This window comes from Faecalibacterium sp. An122 (assembly GCF_002160895.1).
GTDB lineage: Bacteria > Bacillota > Clostridia > Oscillospirales > Ruminococcaceae > Faecalibacterium.
The window spans coordinates 56,775-76,294 of record NZ_NFLL01000013.1; the positions used below are offsets into that span (position 1 = coordinate 56,775).

The following is a 19,520-nucleotide window of genomic DNA, read 5'->3' on the forward strand; positions in this document are numbered from 1 at the left end:
AGTCTGTCTGGTCTGTATGTTATGAGACGAGGGTGGCGTCCACCTGGTCCAGATCCAGCCGGAGCAGCTTGGACACCCCGTCTTCCTGCATGGTCACGCCATAGAGGACGTCGGCGGCCTCCATGGTGCCGCGGCGGTGGGTGATGACGATGAACTGGGTCTTTTCCCCGATCCGCCGCAGATACTGGGCGAACCGCACCACGTTGGCGTCGTCCAGGGCGGCCTCGATCTCGTCCAGGATGCAGAAGGGCGAGGGGTTCACCGCCAGGATGGCGAAGTAGATGCTGATGGCCACCAGGGCCCGCTCTCCGCCCGAGAGGGCTTCCAGATTGCGGATCACCTTGCCCGGGGGGCTGACCTGGATGTCGATGCCGCTGCCCAGAACGTCCTCGGGGTTTTCCAGGGATAGGGACGCCTCGCCTCCGCCGAACAATTCAGCAAAGACCCGGCCGAAATTCTGGTTGATGGCGGCAAAGTTGCGGCTGAACAGATCCCGCATCTGGCCGTTCAGCTCTCCGATCATCCGGATCAGCCGGCTGCGGCTCTCCTCCACGTCCTCCACCTGGGTTTTCAGGGTGTCGTAGCGGGTACGGACTTCCTGGTATTCCTCCACCGCCCCCACGTTGACACTGCCCAGGGCGCGGATTTTTCCCCGCACCTCGGCCACCTGGGCCCGCAGAGCCACCATGGAAGTATACTCGACGCAGTATTTGGCCGCATCGGTGGGGGCCAGCTGGTATTCGTCCCAGAGCTTGGCCGCCAGCTGGTCGTACTCCCCTTCTGCGGCGCTCTTGCGCTCGGACAGGCGGGCCATCTCCCGGCCCGCCTCCTCCCGTTCCTCGGCGGCGGCCCGGGCGGCGGCCTGGGCTTTGGTCTCGGCGGCCTGCTGTTCCATCCGGGCATCGGCTGCCTTGCGGATGGCGGCCTCCTTCTCCTGAATGGTACGCCGGCCCTGTTCGGCCTCATCCTTTACCTGCTGGATGGCCCGGACCATCTCCTGGTCCTGGGCTTCCAGAACCCGGATGTTTTCCTCCAGGGTCTCTTTTCGGGCGCCGGCCTCGGCCAGCCGCTGTTCCCAGTCGGCCACCCGGCTGCGGCACAGCTCGGCATCCTTCTGCCGGGCCAGCTGGTCCAGCTGTTTCTGGGCCAGAGCCCCCGACAGACGGCTCTGCTGGGCTGCAAAGTCGTCCCCGCCCTGGGTCAGGCGGGCCAGCTCGCCGGTGAGCTGTTCGGCCTCTCCGGCCAGAGCTTCCCGCCGGGCGGCGGCCTGTTGGGCGGCCTGTTCCTGGGCGGCGGCTTCCGCCTCCAGGGCCTGGGCCTCGGCGGAACGCTGGCCGGCGTTCTCCCGGGCCTGTTCCACTGCCAGTTCCAGCCGCTTGCGCTCGGCCTCGGCCCGGACCCGGTCCTCTGCCGCGGTCCGCTCCTCGCTCTCCGTGGCGGTCAGGTCGGCGATCACTGCGTCGGCCTGGCTCTTGCACTGGGCGGTTTTCTGGCGGGCGGCGGCGCAGTCCTGTTCCAGCCGGGCCAGTTTTTCTTTCAGTTCCTGAATCTCCTGCCGGCGGGTGAACAGGCCCGCCGACCGCTGGACGCTGCCGCCGGTAAAGCTGCCGCCGGCGTTGACCACCTGGCCGTCCATGGTGACCACCCGGTTGCGGTACTGGAGGGCGCGGGCCACCTTGCCCGCGGCGTTGATGTCCTCCACCACCACAATCCGGCCCAGCAGGTTGGAGACAATGTTCTGATACCGACTGTCCGCCCGCACCAGGCTGCTGGCCAGCCGGGCCGACAGGGGCAATTCGCCCCGGAACAGTCCCGGCTGAACGGTGTCCAGGGGCAGGAAGGTGGCCCGGCCGGCGTTTTCCCGCCGCAGCAGGGCGATGCCCGCCTTGGCGGCGGCCTCGTTCTCCACCACAATGTTCTGCATGGCGGCGCCCAGGGCGGTTTCCACCGCCAGCTCACACCCGGCCTCCACCGTCAGGATGGAGGACACCGGCCCGATGATCCCCCGCAGGCGTCCTCCTGCGGCGGCCTGCATCACGGCACGGACCGAGTGCTGGTAGCCTTCCATGTTCTTTTCCAGCTCTTTCAGCACCGACAGCCGCTGCGCGGCGGCGTCCCGGCTGCGGGAGAGCTCCCGCTCCGCCTCCTCGGCGGCGGCCAGGGCCTTCCGGCGGCTGTTCAGCTTGAGGGTCAGGCCCGCCCTGACGTTGGCCAGCTGCTTTTCGCCGGCGGCCAGCATCTCCAGATACTTCCGGGTGTCGACCTGGTTTTCTTCCAGCTGGGCCAGCTGATCCATCTGGGCTTTCGCCCCTGCCTGGGCTTCAGGCAGGCGGCTGCGGGCCGATTCGGCGGCGGCATGGGCCGCGGCCTCCTCCACCCGGGCCGCCGTCTCCCGGGCGGTCACATCGCTGAGCCGGGCCCGCAGCTCTTCCTGGCGGGCGCTGGCCGCATCGGTGCGGCTCTGCAGGGCGGCCAGCTGACCGCTCAGCTCCTCCATCTCCCGGGCCAGGGCGGCGGCCTCCTGCTCCATCTGTGCGGCGGCGGCCTTCTGCCGGTCCAGTTCCGCAGCGGCGGCCTCCTGCTCGGTCTGGCCCTGGGCCAGCTCCTGGCGCAGGGCCTCGGCGCTCTGGCGGGCGTGAACCCGGTCGTTTTCCAGCACCGCAATCCGGCTGTCGCTGCCGCTGATCTGCTGGGTGATACTGCGGATATCCCCATTCAGGCGCTCGATCTCCACCGTGAGACGCTGTGCCTGCATACGGATCTCCTCAGCCTCCTGCTGCAATGCCTTGTCCTTTTTGTCGTGGCGCTCCCAGGCGGCCTGGGCGGTGTCGTAGTCCCGCCGCAGCTGCTGCAGCGCGGCCCGGGCGGCCCGGATATTCTCCACCCAGAGGGTAATCTCCAGGCTTTTGCGCCGGTCCGCCAGAGCCAGATAGGCCTTGGCCTTTTCGGCTTCCTTGGCCAGGGGGCCCACCCGGCTTTCCAGCTCGGCCAGGATATCCCGCAGCCGTTCCAGATTGGCCTCGGCGGCGGCGAGGCGGTGTTCGGCCTCGTTTTTGCGGTAGCGGTACTTGGCGATGCCGCAGGCGTCCTCAAAAATTTCCCGCCGCTCGCTGCCCTTGGCCGCCACAATCTCGGCGATCTGGCCCTGGCCGATGATGGAATAGCCATCCCGGCCGATGCCGGTGTCCAGCAGCAGTTCGTAGATGTCTTTCAGTCGGCAGACCTGGCCGTTGATGGTGTATTCGCTGTCTCCCGAGCGGTAGTACCGCCGGCCGATCACCACCTGGTCGGCCTCCAGGTCCAGGGTGTGGTCGGCATTGTCCAGCGTCAGCCGGACCGATGCGTAGCCCATGGCCCCCCGGCGCCGCGTTCCGCCGAAGATGACATCCTCCATCTTGCCGGCGCTGCGCAGCTGGCGGCTGCTGGTCTCGCCCAGCACCCAGCGGATCGCGTCGGACAGGTTGCTTTTGCCCGAGCCATTGGGCCCCACCACCCCGGTGACCCCCTTGTCAAAGGTGATCTTGACCTTGTCCGGGAAGCTCTTGAAGCCCTGGATCTCCAGCTCTTTTAATACCATCGGTCAGTTTTCTCCGAGGACGCCCAGCAGCTTGAGGGCCTCCCGGGCGGCGTGCTGCTCGGCGGCCTTTTTGCTCCGGCCCTCGCCCCGGGCCACGCAGTCCGAATTGAACCGCACCGCCACCACGAAATGCTTGTCGTGGTCGGGGCCGGTCTCCTTTTCCACAATATAGCTGAGGCGTTCCTCCGGGTTCTGCTGGACAATCTCCTGCAGGCGGGTCTTGTAGTCGGCCTCGGCGTGTTTGCCCTCGGTGATGAAGGGCAGGATGAACGCCCGGGCCACCTCCATGCCGCCGTCCAGATAGAGGGCGGCGATCAGGGCCTCAAAGGCGTCCGACACCACGCTGGGCCGCTCCCGGCCGCCGCAGCGCTCCTCGCCCTTGCCCAGACGCAGGTAATCTCCCAGGTGAATCTCCTGGGCGAACTGGAACAGTGCGCCCTCGCTGACCAGGCTGGACCGGATGCGGGTCAGATCGCCCTCGGGCCGGTCGGCGTAGGCGTGGAACAGGTAGTCGGCCGAGACAATCTGGAGGACGCTGTCCCCCAGAAACTCCAGCCGCTCGTTGTGGGCCACCGGGACCCGGCTCTCGTTGGCGTAGCTGGTATGGGTCAGGGCGGTGGTGAGAAGGTCAGGATTTTTGAAGGTATGCCCGATGATTTTTTCGAGCGGATGCGCCATAGGTTGCACCCTCCTTTTTATTCTTTTTCTGCGGCGTTGTCCGACGCATGGGCGGCGGCCGCGTCATCCAGAGCGGCCTGCATGGTGCCGCACAGATCGTTCTCCACGCACTTTTTGGCCTGGCGGATGGCGTTTTTGATGCCTCTGGCCTTGGAGGAGCCGTGGGCCTTGATGACCGGCTGACGTGCGCCCAGGAAGGGTGCGCCGCCGTACTCCTCGCTGTCCATCTGCTTTTTCAGGTTGCCCACCTGGCCGCGGACCAGCAGGTAGGCCAGCTTGCCGGCCAGGCCGGACAGGAACATCCCCTTGACCATGCCCATAATCATCTTGGCCACGCCCTCGGTGAGCTTGAGGACCACGTTGCCGGTGAAGCCGTCGCAGACCACCACGTCCACGTTGCCGGTGGGCACGTCACGGGGCTCCACGTTGCCCACAAAGCGGATGCCGGGGGTCTTTTTCAGCATCTGGTGCACCTCACGCAGCAGCGGGGTGCCCTTGGACTCCTCGGCGCCGTTGTTGACCAGGGCCACCGAGGGGTCCTGACGGCCTTCCACCCGCTGCATATAGCAGGTGCCCATGACGGCGAAGGCGATGAGCATGTCGGCGCGGCACTCCACGTTGGCGCCGCAGTCCAGCAGCAGATAGGCTTTCTTCTGGGCGGGGATCATGGTGGCCAGGGCGGGGCGCTTGATGCCGCGCAGAGCCCGGACAATGAGGCTGGTGCCCACATGGAGGGCGCCGGTGCTGCCGGCCGAGACAAAGGCGTCGCCCTTGCCGTCCTTCAGCATATTCAGGCCCACCACGATGGAGGAATCCTTCTTCTGGCGGACCGCCCGGGCCGGCTCGTCGCACATCTCGATGTTCTCGGTGCAGTTGACCAGCTGGATGCCGTCCAGAGAGATGTTGTTTTCGGCGGCGGTCTTGCGGATCAGGGCCTCATCGCCGAGGCCGATGATCTCCACGCCGTACTCCTTGACGGCCTGGGCTGCTCCGTCCAGAGGAGCCAGAGGGGCGTTGTCGCCGCCCATCAGATCCAGAATGATTTTCATAGCGTCTTCCTTTCTGCCTGTTGCAAGGCATCGCATCCGGCAGGCCGCGCGGGGCCGCCGGACTCAGGGGCAGAGGCACAGCGGCTCAGCAGCCGCCGTCCAGCCAGCGCTGGAAACTGGCCACCGCCCGTTCCGCCTGGGCCATATAGCGCAGGCGCTTGTCCCGGGGACGGTCCTCCAGCGGAGGAAGAATCCCCATATTGGCCCCCATGGGCTGGAAATGTTTATTTTCGGTGGTGAGATACCGCATCAGGGCCCCGCACATGGTGTCGGGGGGAGGCGGCATGTAGGCCCCGCCGGTGAGGCGGGCGTAGAGGCTGCGGGCGGCCAGCAGGCCGGAGGCCGCGCTCTCCATATATCCCTCAAAGCCGGTAATCTGGCCGGCAAAGAAGACGTTGGGGTGGTCCTTCAGGTACAGTCCCTCGCTGAGCACACGGGGCGCATCCAGGAAGGTGTTCCGGTGCATGACGCCGTAGCGGACAAACTCGGCGTTTTCCAGGCCCGGAATCATGGAGAAGACCCGCTTCTGCTCCCCCCACTTGAGGTTGGTCTGGAAGCCCACGATGTTGTAGAGGGTGCGCTCCCGGTTCTCGGCCCGCAGCTGGACATTGGCCCAGGGGCGGTGGCCGGTGCGGGGGTCGGTGAGGCCCACCGGGCGCAGCGGCCCGTACCGCATGGTATCCGCCCCGCGGGCGGCCATGATCTCGATGGGCATACAGCCCTCGTAGACGGTGACGGTGTCGGCCTTTTTGCCCACCGCATCGGGGTCGGGGGCCGCCTGGGCGTTCTGGTCAAACTCGTGGAGGGGCGCCCGCTCGGCGCTCACCAGGGCGGCGTGGAAGGCCTCATATTCGGCCTTGTTGAAGGGGCAGTTGAGGTAGTCGGCCTCTCCCCGGTCGTACCGGGACGCCGCAAATACCTTGTCGTAGTCCAGGCTCTCGGCGGTGACGATGGGGGCCACCGCGTCATAGAAGTGCAGGCGGCTGTCCCCGGTCAGGCGGGCGATTTCGGCCGCCAGGGCCCCTTCGGTCAGGGGACCGGTGGCCACCAGCACCGGCTGGCTCTCGTCAATGGCGGTCACTTCCTCCCGCCGGACGGTGATATGGGGGTTTTGCTCCACCAGTTCGGTGACCCGGGCGCTGAAGGCGTCCCGGTCCACCGCCAGGGCGCCGCCCGCCGCCACCCGCACCGACTTGGCCGCCGGCAGCAGGCTGCTGCCCATCCGGCGCATCTCCTCTTTCAGCAGGCCGGAAGCCGAATCCAGCCGCTCGGCCTTGAGGCTGTTGGAGCAGATCAGCTCGGCAAAGCCGGCGCTCTTGTGGGCGGGGGAAAAATGGGCCGGCTTCTGTTCCCAGAGGGTGACTTCCACCCCCTGGCCGGCCAGCCAGAGGGCCGCCTCGCACCCGGCGAGGCCTGCCCCCAGAATGGTTGCATGCAGTGTATCTTTCATTCCTTTATCCGTTTCCGTTGCCTTTGGGGACCGGCATCTCAAAGCCGCAGCCTTCCTTCGCACAGTACAGCTTGGAACCGTGGCGGAACAGGGTGGCGCCGCACTTTTCGCACTTGTTGGGCACCGGTACATCCCAGGTCATAAAATCGCAGTCGGGGTAGCGCTCGCAGCCGTAATAAATCCGGCCCTTGGCGCTCTTGCGCTCCAGCATGCGGCCCTGGCCGCACTTGGGGCAGATGCCGCCGGTGTCCTTCACCAGCCGCTTGGTGCCCCGGCAGTCGGGGAACCCGCTGCAGGCCAAAAACTTGCCGTACTTGCCCACCTTGATGACCATGGGCTTGCCGCACAGGGGGCACACCTCGCTGGAGGGCTCGTCGGGGACCTTGATCTTCTTGCCCTCCATGTTCTTTTCGGCGGCCTGGAGGCTGGCGTCAAAGCTCTTGTAGAACTCATCCACCGTCTGGCGCCAATCGGCCTTGCCGCTCTCGATCTTGTCCAGATTCTTTTCCATCTGGGCCGAGAAATCCACGTCCACAATCCGGGGGAACTGTTCCAGCATCAGGCTGTCCACCGTGCGGCCCAGGGGGGTGGGCTTGAGCTTTTTCTGATCCCGCTCCACATAGCCGCGGTCAATGATGGTGGTGATGATGGGGGCGTAGGTGGAGGGGCGGCCGATGCCGTTTTCCTCCAGAGCCTTGATGAGGGAGGCCTCGGTGTAGCGGGCGGGGGGCTGGGTGAACTTCTGCTCGCTCTTGAGCTGGACCAGCTTGAGTTCCTGGCCCTGTTCCAGGGGCGGCAGGGCGGTCTCCTTCTTCTCCTTTTCCTCCACAGCCTCCTCGTACAGGGCGGTGAAGCCGTCAAAGGTGACGGTGAAGCCGCTGGCCTTGAACCGGTAATCCCCTGCAAAGACGGTCACCGAGACGGTATCCATCTGGCAGTCGGCCATCTGGCTGGCCATGAAGCGGCTCCAGATCATCCGGTACAGCTTGGCGGTATCCCCCGAGATGCTCTTGTCCACCTCGTCGGGGGTCAGGGAAGGCATGGAGGGACGGATGGCCTCGTGGGCATCCTGGGCCGCAGTGGCGCTGCGGGTCTTCCAGGTGCGCTTATAGGGACAGATATACTGTTCCCCATAGGCCCCCGCAATATATTCCTTGGCCGCTGCCACCGCCTCATCCGAGATGCGGAGGCTGTCGGTACGCATATAGGTGATCAGACCCATGGTGCCGTGGCCGGCGATGTCCACGCCTTCGTAGAGGGTCTGGGCGGCCCGCATGGTGCGGGTGGCGGTGAAGCCCAGCCGCCGGGACGCCTCCTGCTGGAGGGTACTGGTGATGAAGGCGGGGGTGGGCTGTTTGGTGCGCTTGCCCCGCTTGAGCTCGCCCACGGTGTAGGCGGCGCCCTTCAGGCCCTGCTCAATGGCGCGGGCCTCGGCTTCGGTGCGGGGCAGCAGCTTTTTGCCGGCGGCGTCCGAAGCCAGGCGGGCGGTGAACTTTTTCCCGCCGGCCGAGAGGGTGGCGTCCACGTTCCAGTATTCCTCAGGGACAAAGGCTTCGATCTCCTTCTCCCGGTCGTCGATGAGGCGGACGGCCACGCTCTGGACGCGGCCCGCCGACAGGCCCCGGCGGATCTTCCGCCACAGGAAGGGGCTCAGCTTATAGCCCACCAGGCGGTCCAGCACGCGGCGGGCCTGCTGGGCGTTGAACAGATCCTCATCGATGGGCCGGGGATGGGCCATGCCCTCCTTGACCCCCTTCTTGGTGATCTCGTCGAAGGTCACGCGGTTGGATTCCTTGGGGTCGATGCCCAGCAGGCTGGCCAGATGCCAGCTGATGGCCTCGCCCTCACGGTCCGGGTCGGTGGCCAGCAGGATGCCGTCGGCCTTTTTGGCCTTGGCCTTCAGCTCCTTGATGAGTTTCTCCTTGCCCTTGATATTGATGTACTGGGGCGTATAGTCGTGCTCCACATCAATGCCGAGCTGGGAGGTGGGCAGGTCCCGGATGTGGCCCATACTGGCCGTCACCTCATAATCCTTGCCCAGGTATTTGCCGATGGTCTTCGCCTTGGCGGGCGATTCCACAATAACCAGTTTCGCCATTCTTTCTCTTACCTCGATCTGCCCCTGTCTTGGGTCGGTGGGACCCGGGGCCTTCTTGCAATACTATATCCAGATGGCTGAAAATCTATTTCAAATCGCGGCCCGCGGAGGCCGCTGTATCTCTCCTTGCATTTCCCCGCCTCACAGCCGGATATACCGCTGCCCCGGCAGAGACTTGACATAACCGCACAGTTCCAGGCTCATCAGCACCGCCGACAGGGCGGCGGCTTCCAGCCCGCAGCCGGCGGACAAATCCTCCAGGCTGGCAGGCTCCTGCTTCAGGCAGGCCAGCACCCGGCGCTCCTTGTCCGAGAGGGCGGGCGCCTTCGCCGGGGCCGGCGCGGTTTCCTCCAGCCCCAGCTGTTCCAGCAGGTCCCCGGCACAGAGGATCATTTTGGCCCGCCCGGTCTGGATCAGCCGGTTGGTGCCGCTGGAATTTTCCCGGCTGGCGTCGCCGGGCAGGGCGTACACCGGGCGGCCATACCGCTCGGCGTGGCCCACGGTGGACATGGTGCCGCTCTTTTCCCGGGCCTGCACCACCACCAAAGCCTGCACCAGGCCCGCAATCAAGCGGTTGCGCTGCAAAAAGCTGCTGCGGACGTGGGCCTCCTCCCCGGGGCCATATTCCCCGATGACGCAGCCGTAATCCTCGATATGGGTCCGCAGCATCCGGTTGGATGCGGGATAGGTCCGGTCGATGGGCACCCCCTGCACCCCGATGGTGGGGGCATGGACGTCCACAGCGGCCTGATGGCATTCGCTGTCCAGGCCGTCGGCCAGGCCGCTGACAATCACCACCCCGCTGCGGGCCAGATCCTGGCCCAGGGAGGAAGCGCCCCAGCGGCCATAGTTGTCGGGGCGGCGGCTGCCCACCATGCCCACCAGGTTGGGGGCGTTGAGCCAGGAGGGGTCCCCGGTGCAGTAGAGCACCAGGGGCAGGTCCGGAATACGGGTCAGGGCCAGGGGGTAGTCGGGGTGGTCATAGGTCAGAATATGAATCCCCAGCCGCTGGCACTGGGTCACCACCGTCCGAAAGGCCCAGGGGGTGTTTCCGGGGGCCACGGCGCGGCGGGCCGCCGAAGGTCCGGCCGCCTCCCGAAAGGCCAGGCTGTCTCGTTCCTCCCAGATGCGGACGGGGTCGTCGCACCAGTCCACCACCCGTTCGGCCCGGGGGCTGGCAAAGCCCAGGGTATGGGCCAGCCAGAGCCAGCACAGCAGCGGCTCGGGGGTTGCCTCCTTGGGGAAAAGCCCCAGCTGCTCCCCTTCTTCCGGGGGGATCACAGGCCGGCCCCCCGGAAATGCCACAGCAGAATGCTGCCCGCAATCCCCGCGTTGAGGCTTTCCACCCGGTCGGTCATGGGGATGCGGACGGTCCGGTCGCAGGCGGCGATGGTGGCCTCGGTGAGGCCCTGGCCCTCGCTGCCAATCACCACGCAGACCCCGCCGGGGCCCGCCGTCTGGGCGGCGCCCAGAGGCTGGGAGTGGTAGAGGGCCGCCGCCAGGCATTCCACCCCTTTGGCCCGCAGCTGGGCGATGACCGGAGGCATCTCCCCCGCCTCAATCACCGGCAGCTGCACCGCCGCCCCCATGGAGGCCCGCAGGGTCTTGGGGGCATAGGGAGAGGCGCACCCCTCCGACAGGATCACCCCATCAAACCCGAAGGCCGCCGCGCTGCGCAGCATGGTGCCCACATTGCCGGGGTCCTGGACCGATTCCAGGGCCAGATAGCGGCCCCCGGCCTTCACCTCGTCCAGGGTATGGACCGGGGTGCGGAACACTCCGAACACCCCCTGATGGGCGGGAACCCCGGCCAGCTTGTCGGCCACATGGTCCTCCACCAGGTAGTGCTGGCCGGGCAGGCCGGCCAGATCGGGGCATTTCCCGGCCGCGGCGGCGGTATAAAACAGTATTTCCAGCTCTGCGCCCTTGGCCAGCTCGGGGCAGAGCTTGCGCCCTTCGGCGAAAAAGCGGCCCTCGCTGCGGCGGAACGCCGCGCTGACGGACAGGCGGCAGGCGTATTTGATCCTGGCGTTGTCCCGGCTGGTGATCTTTTCGTCCATGGTCATCCTCCTCACGCGGCAGACAGGAAAACAAAAACAGGGCCGTCCCGCCGGGCGGTTGTGCCGCGGCAGGGCTCGGGCCCTGTTCTGTCTGCCTGCCAGGCGTTCAGGGCCTTGCATTCCAACACATACAAAATCGACGCCCGCGTATGCGCGCGGGCGTCTGGATAAGCTTTAATCAGGCGTTCTTGACGCTCTCGACCAGAGCGGCAAAGCTGCCCGGATCATTGATGGCCATCTCGCTGAGCATCTTGCGGTTGAGCTCGATGCCAGCCTTCTTCAGGCCAGCCATGAAGGTGGAGTAGTTCATGCCCAGAGGACGAACAGCGTTGTTGATGCGGCAGATCCACAGATTGCGGAACTGACGCTTCTTCATGCGGCGGCCAGCCAGAGCGTAGTTACCGCTCTTCATGACCTGCTGCTTGGCCATCTTAAAATGCTTGCTCTTGGAGCCGTAGAAGCCCTTAGCGAGCTTGAGCATTTTCTTGCGACGTTTGTGAGTCATCGTAGCGCCTTTAATACGTGCCATTTTTTCTATCTCCTTTTAACGATCAAATCTCAGGTCCTGTCACACACAGACGGGGGCAATCAGCCGTAGGGCAGCATCCGCTTCAGGGTAGCGGCGTTGGTGCTGTCCACGTAGCAGGGCTGACGGTAGCCGCGGGTGAGCTTGGTGGTCTTCTTGGTCAGGATATGGCTGCGGAAGGCGTGGCCGCGCTTGATCTTGCCATTCTTGGTGAGCTTAAAGCGCTTTTTTGCGCCGGAATGGGTCTTCAGTTTCATCTTAGCCATTTTCGGTATCCTCCTAATAATCAGTCCTTATTGGGTTTCGGGGTCAACAGAATGGACATGGTGCGCCCTTCCAGGACCGGCGGTTTATCCATCGACGCCTGCGGCAGTGCAGCGGCGAAGCGCTTGAGCACATCTGCGCCCAGGGCGCTGTGCGCCATCTCGCGGCCACGGAAACGAATCGAGGCCTTCACCTTGTGGCCTGCGGACAGGAACTTGCCTGCCTGGGTCACCTTGGTATTGAAGTCGTTGGTGTCAATATTGAGCGAAAGGCGGGTCTCCTTGACCTCGACCACTTTCTGGTTCTTCTTGGCTTCCTTCTCCTTCTTCTGCTGCTCGAAGCGGTACTTGCCGTAGTCCAGCAGTTTGCACACGGGGGGCTTGGCCTGCGGTGCAATCTTTACCAGATCCAGCCCGGCTTCCTCTGCGGCACGCATAGCCGCCTGGATGTTGACGACGCCCAGCTGTGCGCCGTCTGCTCCGATCAGACGAACTTCACGATCACGGATCTGACCATTGATCTCGAGTTCCTTCGATTTTCCAGTGGTAGCGATTGTCGATACACCTCCAAACAATAATCCATCAAGTCAACGTAGAAAACGCGGCCATCCAATTTCTCGGACAGCCGCGCACAAACCCACACAAAAACACAGCCCAACGAAACTTCTGGGCTGGATTCCGTATAGCCCGGGGCCTGAAAAACCCACAAGGCGAGCGCGGCATGGCCGTAGCTGCTTTCTTTACCCGATGATTTTACCACAGCTGCGCGCCGGTGTCAAGGGGGAATCGGAGCAAATTTTCGCCCGGAGAGCGGGATTTTCGGCCCGCCGGGGCGGCAGAGTGGTGCTTGGCTTCTCCCCTGCTGCATTGTATGAAGGGTGCGGGTGAAATTTGAGAGGCAATTTTTCCCCTGATTTGCCACCCGGACGCTGATATGGTATACTGAAGTGAAACGCACACACAATTTTTCAGAGAAAGGAGAACGATTTGATCCGAAAGAACGTACTTTACGAAAAGCTGAAGGAAGCGGTGGATTCAGTCCTGCCCATTGCGCTGATTGTCAGCGTCCTGTGCTTTTTCTTTGTGCCGGTGGAATCGGGTCTGCTGCTGGCCTTTTTGGTGGGCACCGCCATGATTATTGTGGGCATGGCCCTGTTCACCCTGGGGTCCGAGCAGTCCATGACCCAGATCGGCAGTCTGATCGGCGCACGGCTGACCAAGTCCCGCAACATCTGGCTGATTCTGCTTCTCAGCTTCATCATGGGCGTGGTGATCACGGTGGCCGAGCCGGACCTTCAGGTCCTGGCCACCAACGTCCCCGCCATCGACCGCACCGCCCTGATCTTCACCGTATCGGTGGGCGTAGGCCTGTTTTTGATGGTCAGCATGGCCCGCATCCTGCTGGGCATCCCCCTGCGCTGGCTTCTGCTGGTGTTTTACGGGGCGGTGTTCGCCCTGACGGCCCTGTCCGACCCCGGCTTTTTGTCGGTATCCTTTGACTCGGGCGGCGTCACCACCGGCCCCATGACCGTCCCCTTTGTGATGGCTCTGGGCGTGGGCGTGGCCTCCATCCGCAGCGACGAAAAGGCCAAGGACGACAGCTTCGGCCTGGTAGCCCTGTGCTCCATCGGGCCCATCCTGGCGGTCCTGCTGCTGGGTTTCCTTTACCCCGGCAGCACCGGCTCCTCCAGCATGGTTATCGCCCAGTTTGAGGACTCCACCAGCCTGGGCTGGGGGTATCTGGAGGCCCTGCCCGAATACATGATGGAGGTGGCCTCGGCTCTGGCCCCCATCTTTGTGTTCTTTATCCTGTTCCAGTTTGCGGCCCTGCGGCTGCCCATGCCCCAGCTGGCCCGCATCATGGTGGGCATCGTCTATACCTATGTGGGCCTGGTGCTGTTCCTCACCGGCGTCAACGTGGGATTCTCGTCCCTGGGCTATGTGCTGGGCGGCGAGATGGTGGCCCAGGGCATGGGCATGCTGCTGGTGCCCCTGGCGGTGCTGATGGGCTGGTTCATCATCAACGCCGAGCCGGCGGTCCACGTCCTGAACAAGCAGGTGGAGGACCTGACCAGCGGCGCCATCTCGGCCCGGGCCATGGGCCTGAGCCTGTGCATCGCAGTGGCCACCGCCAACGGCCTGGCCATGCTGCGGGTGCTGACCGGGCTGCCCATCCTGTGGATCCTGATTCCCGGCTACCTGATCGCCCTGGCCCTCACCTTTGTGGTGCCGCCCATCTTCACGGCCATCGCCTTTGACTCGGGCGGCGTGGCCTCCGGCCCCATGACCGCCACCTTTATGCTGCCCTTTGCCATGGGCGCCTGCAACGTGCTGGGAGGCAACATTATGACCGATGCCTTCGGCCTGGTGGCGCTGGTGGCCATGATGCCCCTGATCACCGTCCAGGTGATGGGCGCCATCTACGTCATCAAGCTGCGCCGCTCGGTGGCTCCTGCCGCCCAGCCCCTGCCGGTTTATGGTGACGACGAAATCATTGAACTGTGGGAGGTGGCCTGAATGGAGCTCAACTATGTCATCAGCATCACCGACCGGGACCAGATTCAGGAGCTGGCCGCCCTGTTTCAGAGCCTGGAACTGAACATGGGCCTGGCCATGCTGGGCAAAGGCACCGCCACCAGCGAACAGCTGTCCATCTATGGCCTGTCCAACACCGAAAAAGCCATCGTCTCGACGGTGGCGGACGGCGAGAGCACCCGCCAGCTGTTCCGCGCCGCCAAGCGGAAGCTGTTCATGGACATTCCGGGCAACGGCATCATGCTGACTGTCCCCATCAAAAGCGTAGGAGGAGGGAGAACCTTGGCATATCTCACCGGCAACAAGACCCCCGCCGGGGGCGCACCCGACATGAACTTTGAGCACGAGCTCATCATCGCCGTCCTGAACGAGGGCTATTCGGACGCCGTCATGGATGCGGCCCGCACCGCGGGCGCCGGCGGCGGCACCGTCCTGCACGCCCGCGGCACCGGCACCAAACAGGCGGAAAAGTTCTTCGGCGTCTCGCTGGCCGAGGAGAAGGACATCCTGTACATTGTGGCCACGGCCCAGCAGAAGGCCGCCATCATGACCGCCATCAACAAGACCACCGGCGCAGGCACCAAGGCCGGCGCCATCTGCTTCTCGCTGCCGGTCTCCCAGGTCATTGGCCTGCGGAAGATGGACGACAACTGATTGTTCACCTTATAAAGACAGCCCCCGCCCTTCCGTGAGAGGAAATGGCGGGGGCTTTTTATGTGCCCGTTTACTTTTTTCTGGAGTGTCTCTGCAGAAAGAGCCGCAGCCACCGCATCACAAAGGCGGCGGCCAGAATGCCCCCCACCGCCCTGGGCGACGGTTTGGTCTCGATGGAGGGGAAAAGCCCCAGGGACATGCCCACCAGTACCCCTGCCAGAACCGCTACCACCACCCAGAACACAACCGCGCTTTTCTTCATCCGAGACACTTCCTTTCATCTTTCTTCCCTTTTATTATAACAAAATCCGCCCGGGCTGTCACATCCTTTGCCCGATTCATCATCAAAAAATCCCCGCCTTTCCTGTGACGGAAAAGCGGGGAGAGCGGGTTATTTTCTTTTCAGCATTCCGTTTTGGCGAAGATGCCGCAGGCGGCGCGGTACATGGCTGCGCCCCAGGCCAGAGCCAGCAGGGGTGAGGCGCAGAACAGCGCCATCACCATTTCCTCGCTGACCGGGACGCCCGCAGCCCACAGCACCCCATACACGGCGGCGCACAGGGCCGCCGGAATCAGGAAGGACACCAGCAGCAAGACCCGGGCCCGTTCGGCGCCGAACCGGTACACCAGCGGAATGGCCACGCTGCCCATGGCAAAGGCCACCGCCCAGCTCACCAGAGCCAGGGCGGCCAGCTCAGCGAAGGCCTGCAGCCCCACGGTGTACTCCCCCATCGCAAAGCCGCCGATGCCGCCAACCAGCAGGCCAAACAGGCTGCCCGCGGTGCAGAACACCGCCAGCACGGCATACTTGGCCAGGACGATTTCCCGGCGGGTCACCGGCATCACCAGGGCATAGGGAGTCCAGCCGGCCATATCGTCAAACGTAAAGGTGGTCACCGTCATCATGCTGCACAGAATGGTGCACATCACCAGATAGCCGCCTGTGCCGGAGGTGGGCACAAATCCCACCGCCCATACAATCAGGATAAACAGCATGGATTTTACATTGTGTACAATGTTGTACAGGTCTTTCAGCACCAGACTTTTCATTTGGACCGCTCCCCTTTCACATACAGAAGAAGGATGTCGTCGATGGTGGCGTCGTCCACCACGGCGTTTTTATACAGGCGGCGGGCTTTTTCCTTGTCGGGCACCAGGACGTCCCACTGGTAGGCCTCTTTCCGCCAGGCCAGCACGTCGGCGCTGTCCATCTGGCCGAAAACCGCCGCGCCGCACCGGACCACGCCGTAGCGGTACCGCAGCTCGTCCTTGGACTTGCAGAACATCATCTGCCCCTGGTGAATGAAGGTGATGTAATCCGCCACCTTTTCCAGGTCGGTGGTGATGTGGGAGGACATGAGGATGCTGTGTTCCTCGTCCTGGACAAACTCCAGAAACACGTCCAGCATATCATCCCGCATCACCGGGTCCAGGCCGCTGGTGGCCTCGTCCAGAATCAGGAACTTGGGCCGGTGGCCCAGGGCCGCCGCAATGCTCAACTTGGCCTTCATTCCCTTGGACAGGCCCTTGATTTCCTTGTCAACAGGGAGAGAAAATCGCTGCAAATACTCTTTGTAAAGGTTATCGTCCCAGTTTTTGTAGGCCTCGCTCAGAATACGGCCCACCCGGGCGGGGGTCAGGGTCTCGTAAAAGCTGATGCCGTCGAACACCACCCCGATGTCCTCTTTCATCTCGGGGGCCTGGGCCAGGTCTTTGCCCCAGAAGGTCACCTTTCCCTCATCTTTATGAATCAGGTCCAGTATCGCCTTGATGGTGGTGCTCTTGCCGGCGCCGTTCTCGCCGATCAGGCCCATGATGCAGCCTCCCGGCACCGTGAAGGACACGTGGTCCAGCGTGAAGCCGTCGTACTGCTTGGTCAGGTCCTTTACCTCTAAGATCGCATCCATGGTCACTCGCCCTCCTGGTAAAACAGTGTCAGTACCTGGATCAACGTTTCCAGCGGGATCCCGCTGGTCCGGGCAATGTCGGCAGCCGCCTGCAGGTGTTCTTCGGCCTGCCGCTGCTGTTCCTCCTGATAAAAGTCCTTGTTCTGTGCCGACACAAAGCTGCCCCGTCCCACCGTGGTCTCGATGAAGCCGTCCCGCTGCAAGTCCTCATAGGCCTTCTGCACCGTGATGACGCTGACGTGGGTGGATTTGGCCAGCGCCCGCATGGACGGGATGGGGTCACCGGTCTTGAGCTCGCCGCTCATGATCATGGCCTTGATCTGAGAGGTGATCTGCTCATAGATCGGTTTGCCTGTGTTGGAGCTGATGATGATTTCCACAGCGCTCCTCCTCTGTCATCAAGTGTACTCATTGACTAAGTACATTATATTCAATCAACACAGCATTGTCAAGGGGAGCCGGCAAAAAATCCCCTTCCGGTCCGAAAACCGAAAGGGGACGCTGCAGCTGAAATACATCGTTTCAGGCGCTCCTTTTCATTGTACCTGCATTCTATTTTTGTTATAATTGATCTGGAAGAATTTTCTTTCGGCATTGCATCGGAAAAAGGAGGCCCTTCCCATGCAGGGATAAATCACCCGCACACCCCATCTGCATCATCCAGAGGTGACATACCATGTCCAATCCGTCCATCTATCAAAGTTGGCGCAAGCGGCTCAATCTGATGTTGTGCGCCGCTGCCGCCGGAATGATTCTGTCCATTCTGGTCATTGGCCTTGGCGGCTTCACAGCCTGGCAGCCCTTCGGGACCTGGACGGTTTTCGCTTTCGGTGGACTCAGCACCGCCAAGACCTTTATGGTTCAGGATTTGGTGCGGGCCGAAAAAGAAAACGCCCCTGTGCCCAAAGGCAAATTCCTTTTCTATGCTGTCCTGGGCATTGCTGCGGCCACCCTTTGGGTCTACATCCTGCTCCGGTTTCTGCTTTGAATAGAGAGCACAACAAACAAAAGTAAAAGAGAAAACCCCCGAGGATTTATCCTCAGGGGTTTTGTAGAGAAGCCGGCATCTACCTATTTTCACAGGCCGTGTCCAGCCAACTATCTTCGGCACAAGTGAGCTTAACTTCTGTGTTCGGAATGGGAACAGGTGGGACCTCACCGTCATCGACACCGGCTGTTCAGAGTTTAGATCTGAACAATCTCTCTATTCTCTTTTGGAAGGACGTGCCTTCAGAACTGAATAATAATCTGCGCTGTGCAATCAGAGTACAAGTGCTTTCAACCTGGTCAAGCCCTCGATCTATTAGTACACTCTTGCTGAATGGATCGCCCCACTTACACATTGTGCCTATCTACCTTGTAGTCTTCAAGGGATCTTACCTAATTACTTAGTGGGATATCTTATCTTTGGGTCGGCTTCACGCTTAGATGCTTTCAGCGTTTATCCGATCCGAACATAGTTGCCCAGCTGTGCTCCTGGCGGAACAACTGGTGCGCCAGAGGTTCGTCCGTCCCGGTCCTCTCGTACTAGGGACAGCTCCCATCAAATATCCTGCGCCCACGACAGATAGGGACCGAACTGTCTCACGACGTTCTGAACCCAGCTCGCGTACCGCTTTAATTGGCGAACAGCCAAACCCTTGGGACCGAATACAGCCCCAGGATGCGATGAGCCGACATCGAGGTGCCAAACCTCCCCGTCGATGTGGACTCTTGGGGGAGATCAGCCTGTTATCCCCAGGGTAACTTTTATCCGTTGAGCGATGGCATTTCCACTCACATACCACCGGATCACTAACTCCAACTTTCGTTCCTGCTCGACCCGTCAGTCTCGCAGTCAGGCTCGCTTCTGCGTTTGCACTCTCTCGCTTGATTTCCGTTCAAGCCGAGCGAACCTTTGAACGCCTCCGTTACTTTTTTGGAGGCGACCGCCCCAGTCAAACTGCCCACCTGACAATGTCCCCCACCTCGATTCAGAGGTGCTGGTTAGAATTCCAATATCACAAGGATGGTATCCCAACGTCCACTCCACAAAAGCCAAGGCTCTTGCTTCCCAGTGTCCCATCTATCCTGTGCATGCAACATCGAAACCCAATATCAGGCTGCAGTAAAGCTCCATGGGGTCTTTCCGTCTTGTCGCGGGTAACCGGCATCTTCACCGGTACTACAATTTCGCCGGGCGGGCTGTTGAGACAGTGCCCAAATCATTACGCCTTTCATGCGGGTCAGAACTTACCTGACAAGGAATTTCGCTACCTTAGGACCGTTATAGTTACGGCCGCCGTTCACTGGGGCTTCAATTCAATGCTCTCACATCTCCTCTTAACCTTCCAGCACCGGGCAGGCGTCAGCTCGTATACGTCATCTTTCGATTTAGCACAAACCTGTGTTTTTGGTAAACAGTTGCTTGGGCCGTTTCTCTGCGGCTGCATCTCTGCAGCACCCCTTCTCCCGAAGTTACGGGGTCAATTTGCCGAGTTCCTTAACAACCCTTCTCCCGTTGGCCTTAGAATCTTCTTCCTACCTACCTGTGTCGGTTTGCGGTACGGGCACCTCAGAAATACACATGGCTTTTCTCGCCACCCTCCATGCTTGACTTCGGTACTTATTTCCCTCGATCACTACCGGAACCAACTCCCGGCTCAAACACTTCAGATGTGTCCCCATGCTTAACTCTTTTGGTGGTGACGGAATCTCAACCGTCTGTGCATCGGCTACGCCTT

General features: G+C 62.5%; 17 protein-coding genes and 2 rRNA genes. 3 read left to right on the forward strand and 16 right to left on the reverse strand.

Features of this window, described 5'->3' with window-relative positions; all coding sequences use genetic code 11:
• Nucleotides 1-19: 19 nt before the first annotated feature.
• The 10 genes from smc to infC all read right to left on the reverse strand — a co-directional run bounded on the left by smc (nucleotide 20) and on the right by infC (nucleotide 12,276).
• Nucleotides 20-3,577, reverse strand: coding sequence for a chromosome segregation protein SMC (gene smc, locus B5E67_RS09435; RefSeq protein WP_087384935.1), 3,558 nt, complete (start codon nucleotides 3,575-3,577; stop codon nucleotides 20-22).
• Between the two features lie 3 nt (nucleotides 3,578-3,580).
• A complete protein-coding gene (gene rnc / locus B5E67_RS09440; protein WP_087248093.1) occupies nucleotides 3,581-4,255 on the reverse strand; it encodes a ribonuclease III in 675 nt (224 codons plus the stop codon).
• Nucleotides 4,256-4,272: 17 nt separating this feature from the next.
• Entirely contained in the window at nucleotides 4,273-5,304 is a 1,032-nt protein-coding gene (plsX, locus tag B5E67_RS09445) for a phosphate acyltransferase PlsX (protein WP_087248095.1), read from the reverse strand.
• An 85-nt stretch (nucleotides 5,305-5,389) separates the two neighbouring features.
• Nucleotides 5,390-6,754: a methylenetetrahydrofolate--tRNA-(uracil(54)-C(5))-methyltransferase (FADH(2)-oxidizing) TrmFO gene (gene trmFO, locus B5E67_RS09450; RefSeq protein ID WP_087384937.1), complete on the reverse strand. Its 1,365-nt coding sequence runs from the start codon at nucleotides 6,752-6,754 to the stop codon at nucleotides 5,390-5,392.
• Nucleotides 6,755-6,758: 4 nt separating this feature from the next.
• A complete protein-coding gene (topA, locus tag B5E67_RS09455) occupies nucleotides 6,759-8,852 on the reverse strand; it encodes a type I DNA topoisomerase (protein ID WP_087384940.1) in 2,094 nt (697 codons plus the stop codon).
• Between the two features lie 141 nt (nucleotides 8,853-8,993).
• Nucleotides 8,994-10,133 (reverse strand): DNA-processing protein DprA, encoded by a 1,140-nt coding sequence (gene dprA, locus B5E67_RS09460; protein WP_242956907.1) that lies wholly within the window; start codon nucleotides 10,131-10,133, stop codon nucleotides 8,994-8,996.
• Nucleotides 10,130-10,912, reverse strand: a complete 783-nt coding sequence (locus tag B5E67_RS09465; protein ID WP_087384942.1) for an RNA methyltransferase — start codon at nucleotides 10,910-10,912, stop codon at nucleotides 10,130-10,132. The genes dprA and B5E67_RS09465 overlap by 4 nt, the downstream gene beginning before the upstream one ends.
• A 178-nt stretch (nucleotides 10,913-11,090) precedes the next feature.
• Nucleotides 11,091-11,441 (reverse strand): 50S ribosomal protein L20, encoded by a 351-nt coding sequence (gene rplT / locus B5E67_RS09470; protein ID WP_087248103.1) that lies wholly within the window; start codon nucleotides 11,439-11,441, stop codon nucleotides 11,091-11,093.
• 59 nt (nucleotides 11,442-11,500) lie between these two features.
• Nucleotides 11,501-11,704, reverse strand: coding sequence for a 50S ribosomal protein L35 (gene rpmI, locus B5E67_RS09475; RefSeq protein WP_087248105.1), 204 nt, complete (start codon nucleotides 11,702-11,704; stop codon nucleotides 11,501-11,503).
• Nucleotides 11,705-11,724: 20 nt separating this feature from the next.
• Nucleotides 11,725-12,276 carry a translation initiation factor IF-3 gene (infC, locus tag B5E67_RS09480; RefSeq protein WP_087248107.1) on the reverse strand — a complete coding sequence of 184 codons (552 nt, stop codon included), beginning with the start codon at nucleotides 12,274-12,276 and terminating at the stop codon, nucleotides 11,725-11,727.
• Between the two features lie 412 nt (nucleotides 12,277-12,688).
• Between infC and B5E67_RS09485 the strand changes: the two genes are divergently transcribed.
• Both B5E67_RS09485 and B5E67_RS09490 read left to right on the forward strand, forming a co-directional pair.
• Nucleotides 12,689-14,218: a DUF1538 domain-containing protein gene (locus B5E67_RS09485; RefSeq protein ID WP_242956908.1), complete on the forward strand. Its 1,530-nt coding sequence runs from the start codon at nucleotides 12,689-12,691 to the stop codon at nucleotides 14,216-14,218.
• Entirely contained in the window at nucleotides 14,219-14,890 is a 672-nt protein-coding gene (locus B5E67_RS09490) for a P-II family nitrogen regulator (protein WP_087248111.1), read from the forward strand.
• 70 nt (nucleotides 14,891-14,960) lie between these two features.
• Here B5E67_RS09490 and B5E67_RS09495 read toward each other — a convergent pair whose 3' ends face one another.
• The 4 genes from B5E67_RS09495 to B5E67_RS09510 form a co-directional block, all read right to left on the reverse strand.
• A complete protein-coding gene (locus tag B5E67_RS09495; protein ID WP_087384948.1) occupies nucleotides 14,961-15,152 on the reverse strand; it encodes a hypothetical protein in 192 nt (63 codons plus the stop codon).
• 140 nt (nucleotides 15,153-15,292) lie between these two features.
• Nucleotides 15,293-15,940 carry an ABC-2 transporter permease gene (locus B5E67_RS09500; protein ID WP_087384950.1) on the reverse strand — a complete coding sequence of 216 codons (648 nt, stop codon included), beginning with the start codon at nucleotides 15,938-15,940 and terminating at the stop codon, nucleotides 15,293-15,295.
• Nucleotides 15,937-16,797, reverse strand: a complete 861-nt coding sequence (locus tag B5E67_RS09505; protein WP_087384952.1) for an ABC transporter ATP-binding protein — start codon at nucleotides 16,795-16,797, stop codon at nucleotides 15,937-15,939. The genes B5E67_RS09500 and B5E67_RS09505 overlap by 4 nt, the downstream gene beginning before the upstream one ends.
• A gap of 2 nt (nucleotides 16,798-16,799) precedes the next feature.
• Nucleotides 16,800-17,177 (reverse strand): GntR family transcriptional regulator, encoded by a 378-nt coding sequence (locus tag B5E67_RS09510; protein ID WP_087248119.1) that lies wholly within the window; start codon nucleotides 17,175-17,177, stop codon nucleotides 16,800-16,802.
• 296 nt (nucleotides 17,178-17,473) lie between these two features.
• Between B5E67_RS09510 and B5E67_RS09515 the strand changes: the two genes are divergently transcribed.
• A complete protein-coding gene (locus B5E67_RS09515) occupies nucleotides 17,474-17,785 on the forward strand; it encodes a hypothetical protein (RefSeq protein WP_087384954.1) in 312 nt (103 codons plus the stop codon).
• A gap of 70 nt (nucleotides 17,786-17,855) precedes the next feature.
• Here the strand turns inward: B5E67_RS09515 and rrf are convergent.
• Together rrf and B5E67_RS09525 are read right to left on the reverse strand one after the other, a co-directional pair.
• Nucleotides 17,856-17,972: ribosomal RNA gene (rrf, locus tag B5E67_RS09520) — 5S ribosomal RNA — on the reverse strand.
• 108 nt (nucleotides 17,973-18,080) lie between these two features.
• Nucleotides 18,081-19,520: ribosomal RNA gene (locus tag B5E67_RS09525) — 23S ribosomal RNA — on the reverse strand; the annotation flags it as partial.

Coding starts and splice junctions, on each gene's coding strand:
- smc (WP_087384935.1), bottom strand. CDS start 3,577: ATGGTATTAAAAGAGCTGGAGATCCAGGGCTTCAAGAGCTTCCCGGAC.
- rnc (WP_087248093.1), bottom strand. CDS start 4,255: ATGGCGCATCCGCTCGAAAAAATCATCGGGCATACCTTCAAAAATCCT.
- plsX (WP_087248095.1), bottom strand. CDS start 5,304: ATGAAAATCATTCTGGATCTGATGGGCGGCGACAACGCCCCTCTGGCT.
- trmFO (WP_087384937.1), bottom strand. CDS start 6,754: ATGAAAGATACACTGCATGCAACCATTCTGGGGGCAGGCCTCGCCGGG.
- topA (WP_087384940.1), bottom strand. CDS start 8,852: ATGGCGAAACTGGTTATTGTGGAATCGCCCGCCAAGGCGAAGACCATC.
- B5E67_RS09465 (WP_087384942.1), bottom strand. CDS start 10,912: ATGGACGAAAAGATCACCAGCCGGGACAACGCCAGGATCAAATACGCC.
- rplT (WP_087248103.1), bottom strand. CDS start 11,441: ATGGCACGTATTAAAGGCGCTACGATGACTCACAAACGTCGCAAGAAA.
- rpmI (WP_087248105.1), bottom strand. CDS start 11,704: ATGGCTAAGATGAAACTGAAGACCCATTCCGGCGCAAAAAAGCGCTTT.
- B5E67_RS09490 (WP_087248111.1), top strand. CDS start 14,219: ATGGAGCTCAACTATGTCATCAGCATCACCGACCGGGACCAGATTCAG.
- B5E67_RS09495 (WP_087384948.1), bottom strand. CDS start 15,152: ATGAAGAAAAGCGCGGTTGTGTTCTGGGTGGTGGTAGCGGTTCTGGCA.
- B5E67_RS09500 (WP_087384950.1), bottom strand. CDS start 15,940: ATGAAAAGTCTGGTGCTGAAAGACCTGTACAACATTGTACACAATGTA.
- B5E67_RS09505 (WP_087384952.1), bottom strand. CDS start 16,797: ATGGATGCGATCTTAGAGGTAAAGGACCTGACCAAGCAGTACGACGGC.
- B5E67_RS09515 (WP_087384954.1), top strand. CDS start 17,474: ATGTCCAATCCGTCCATCTATCAAAGTTGGCGCAAGCGGCTCAATCTG.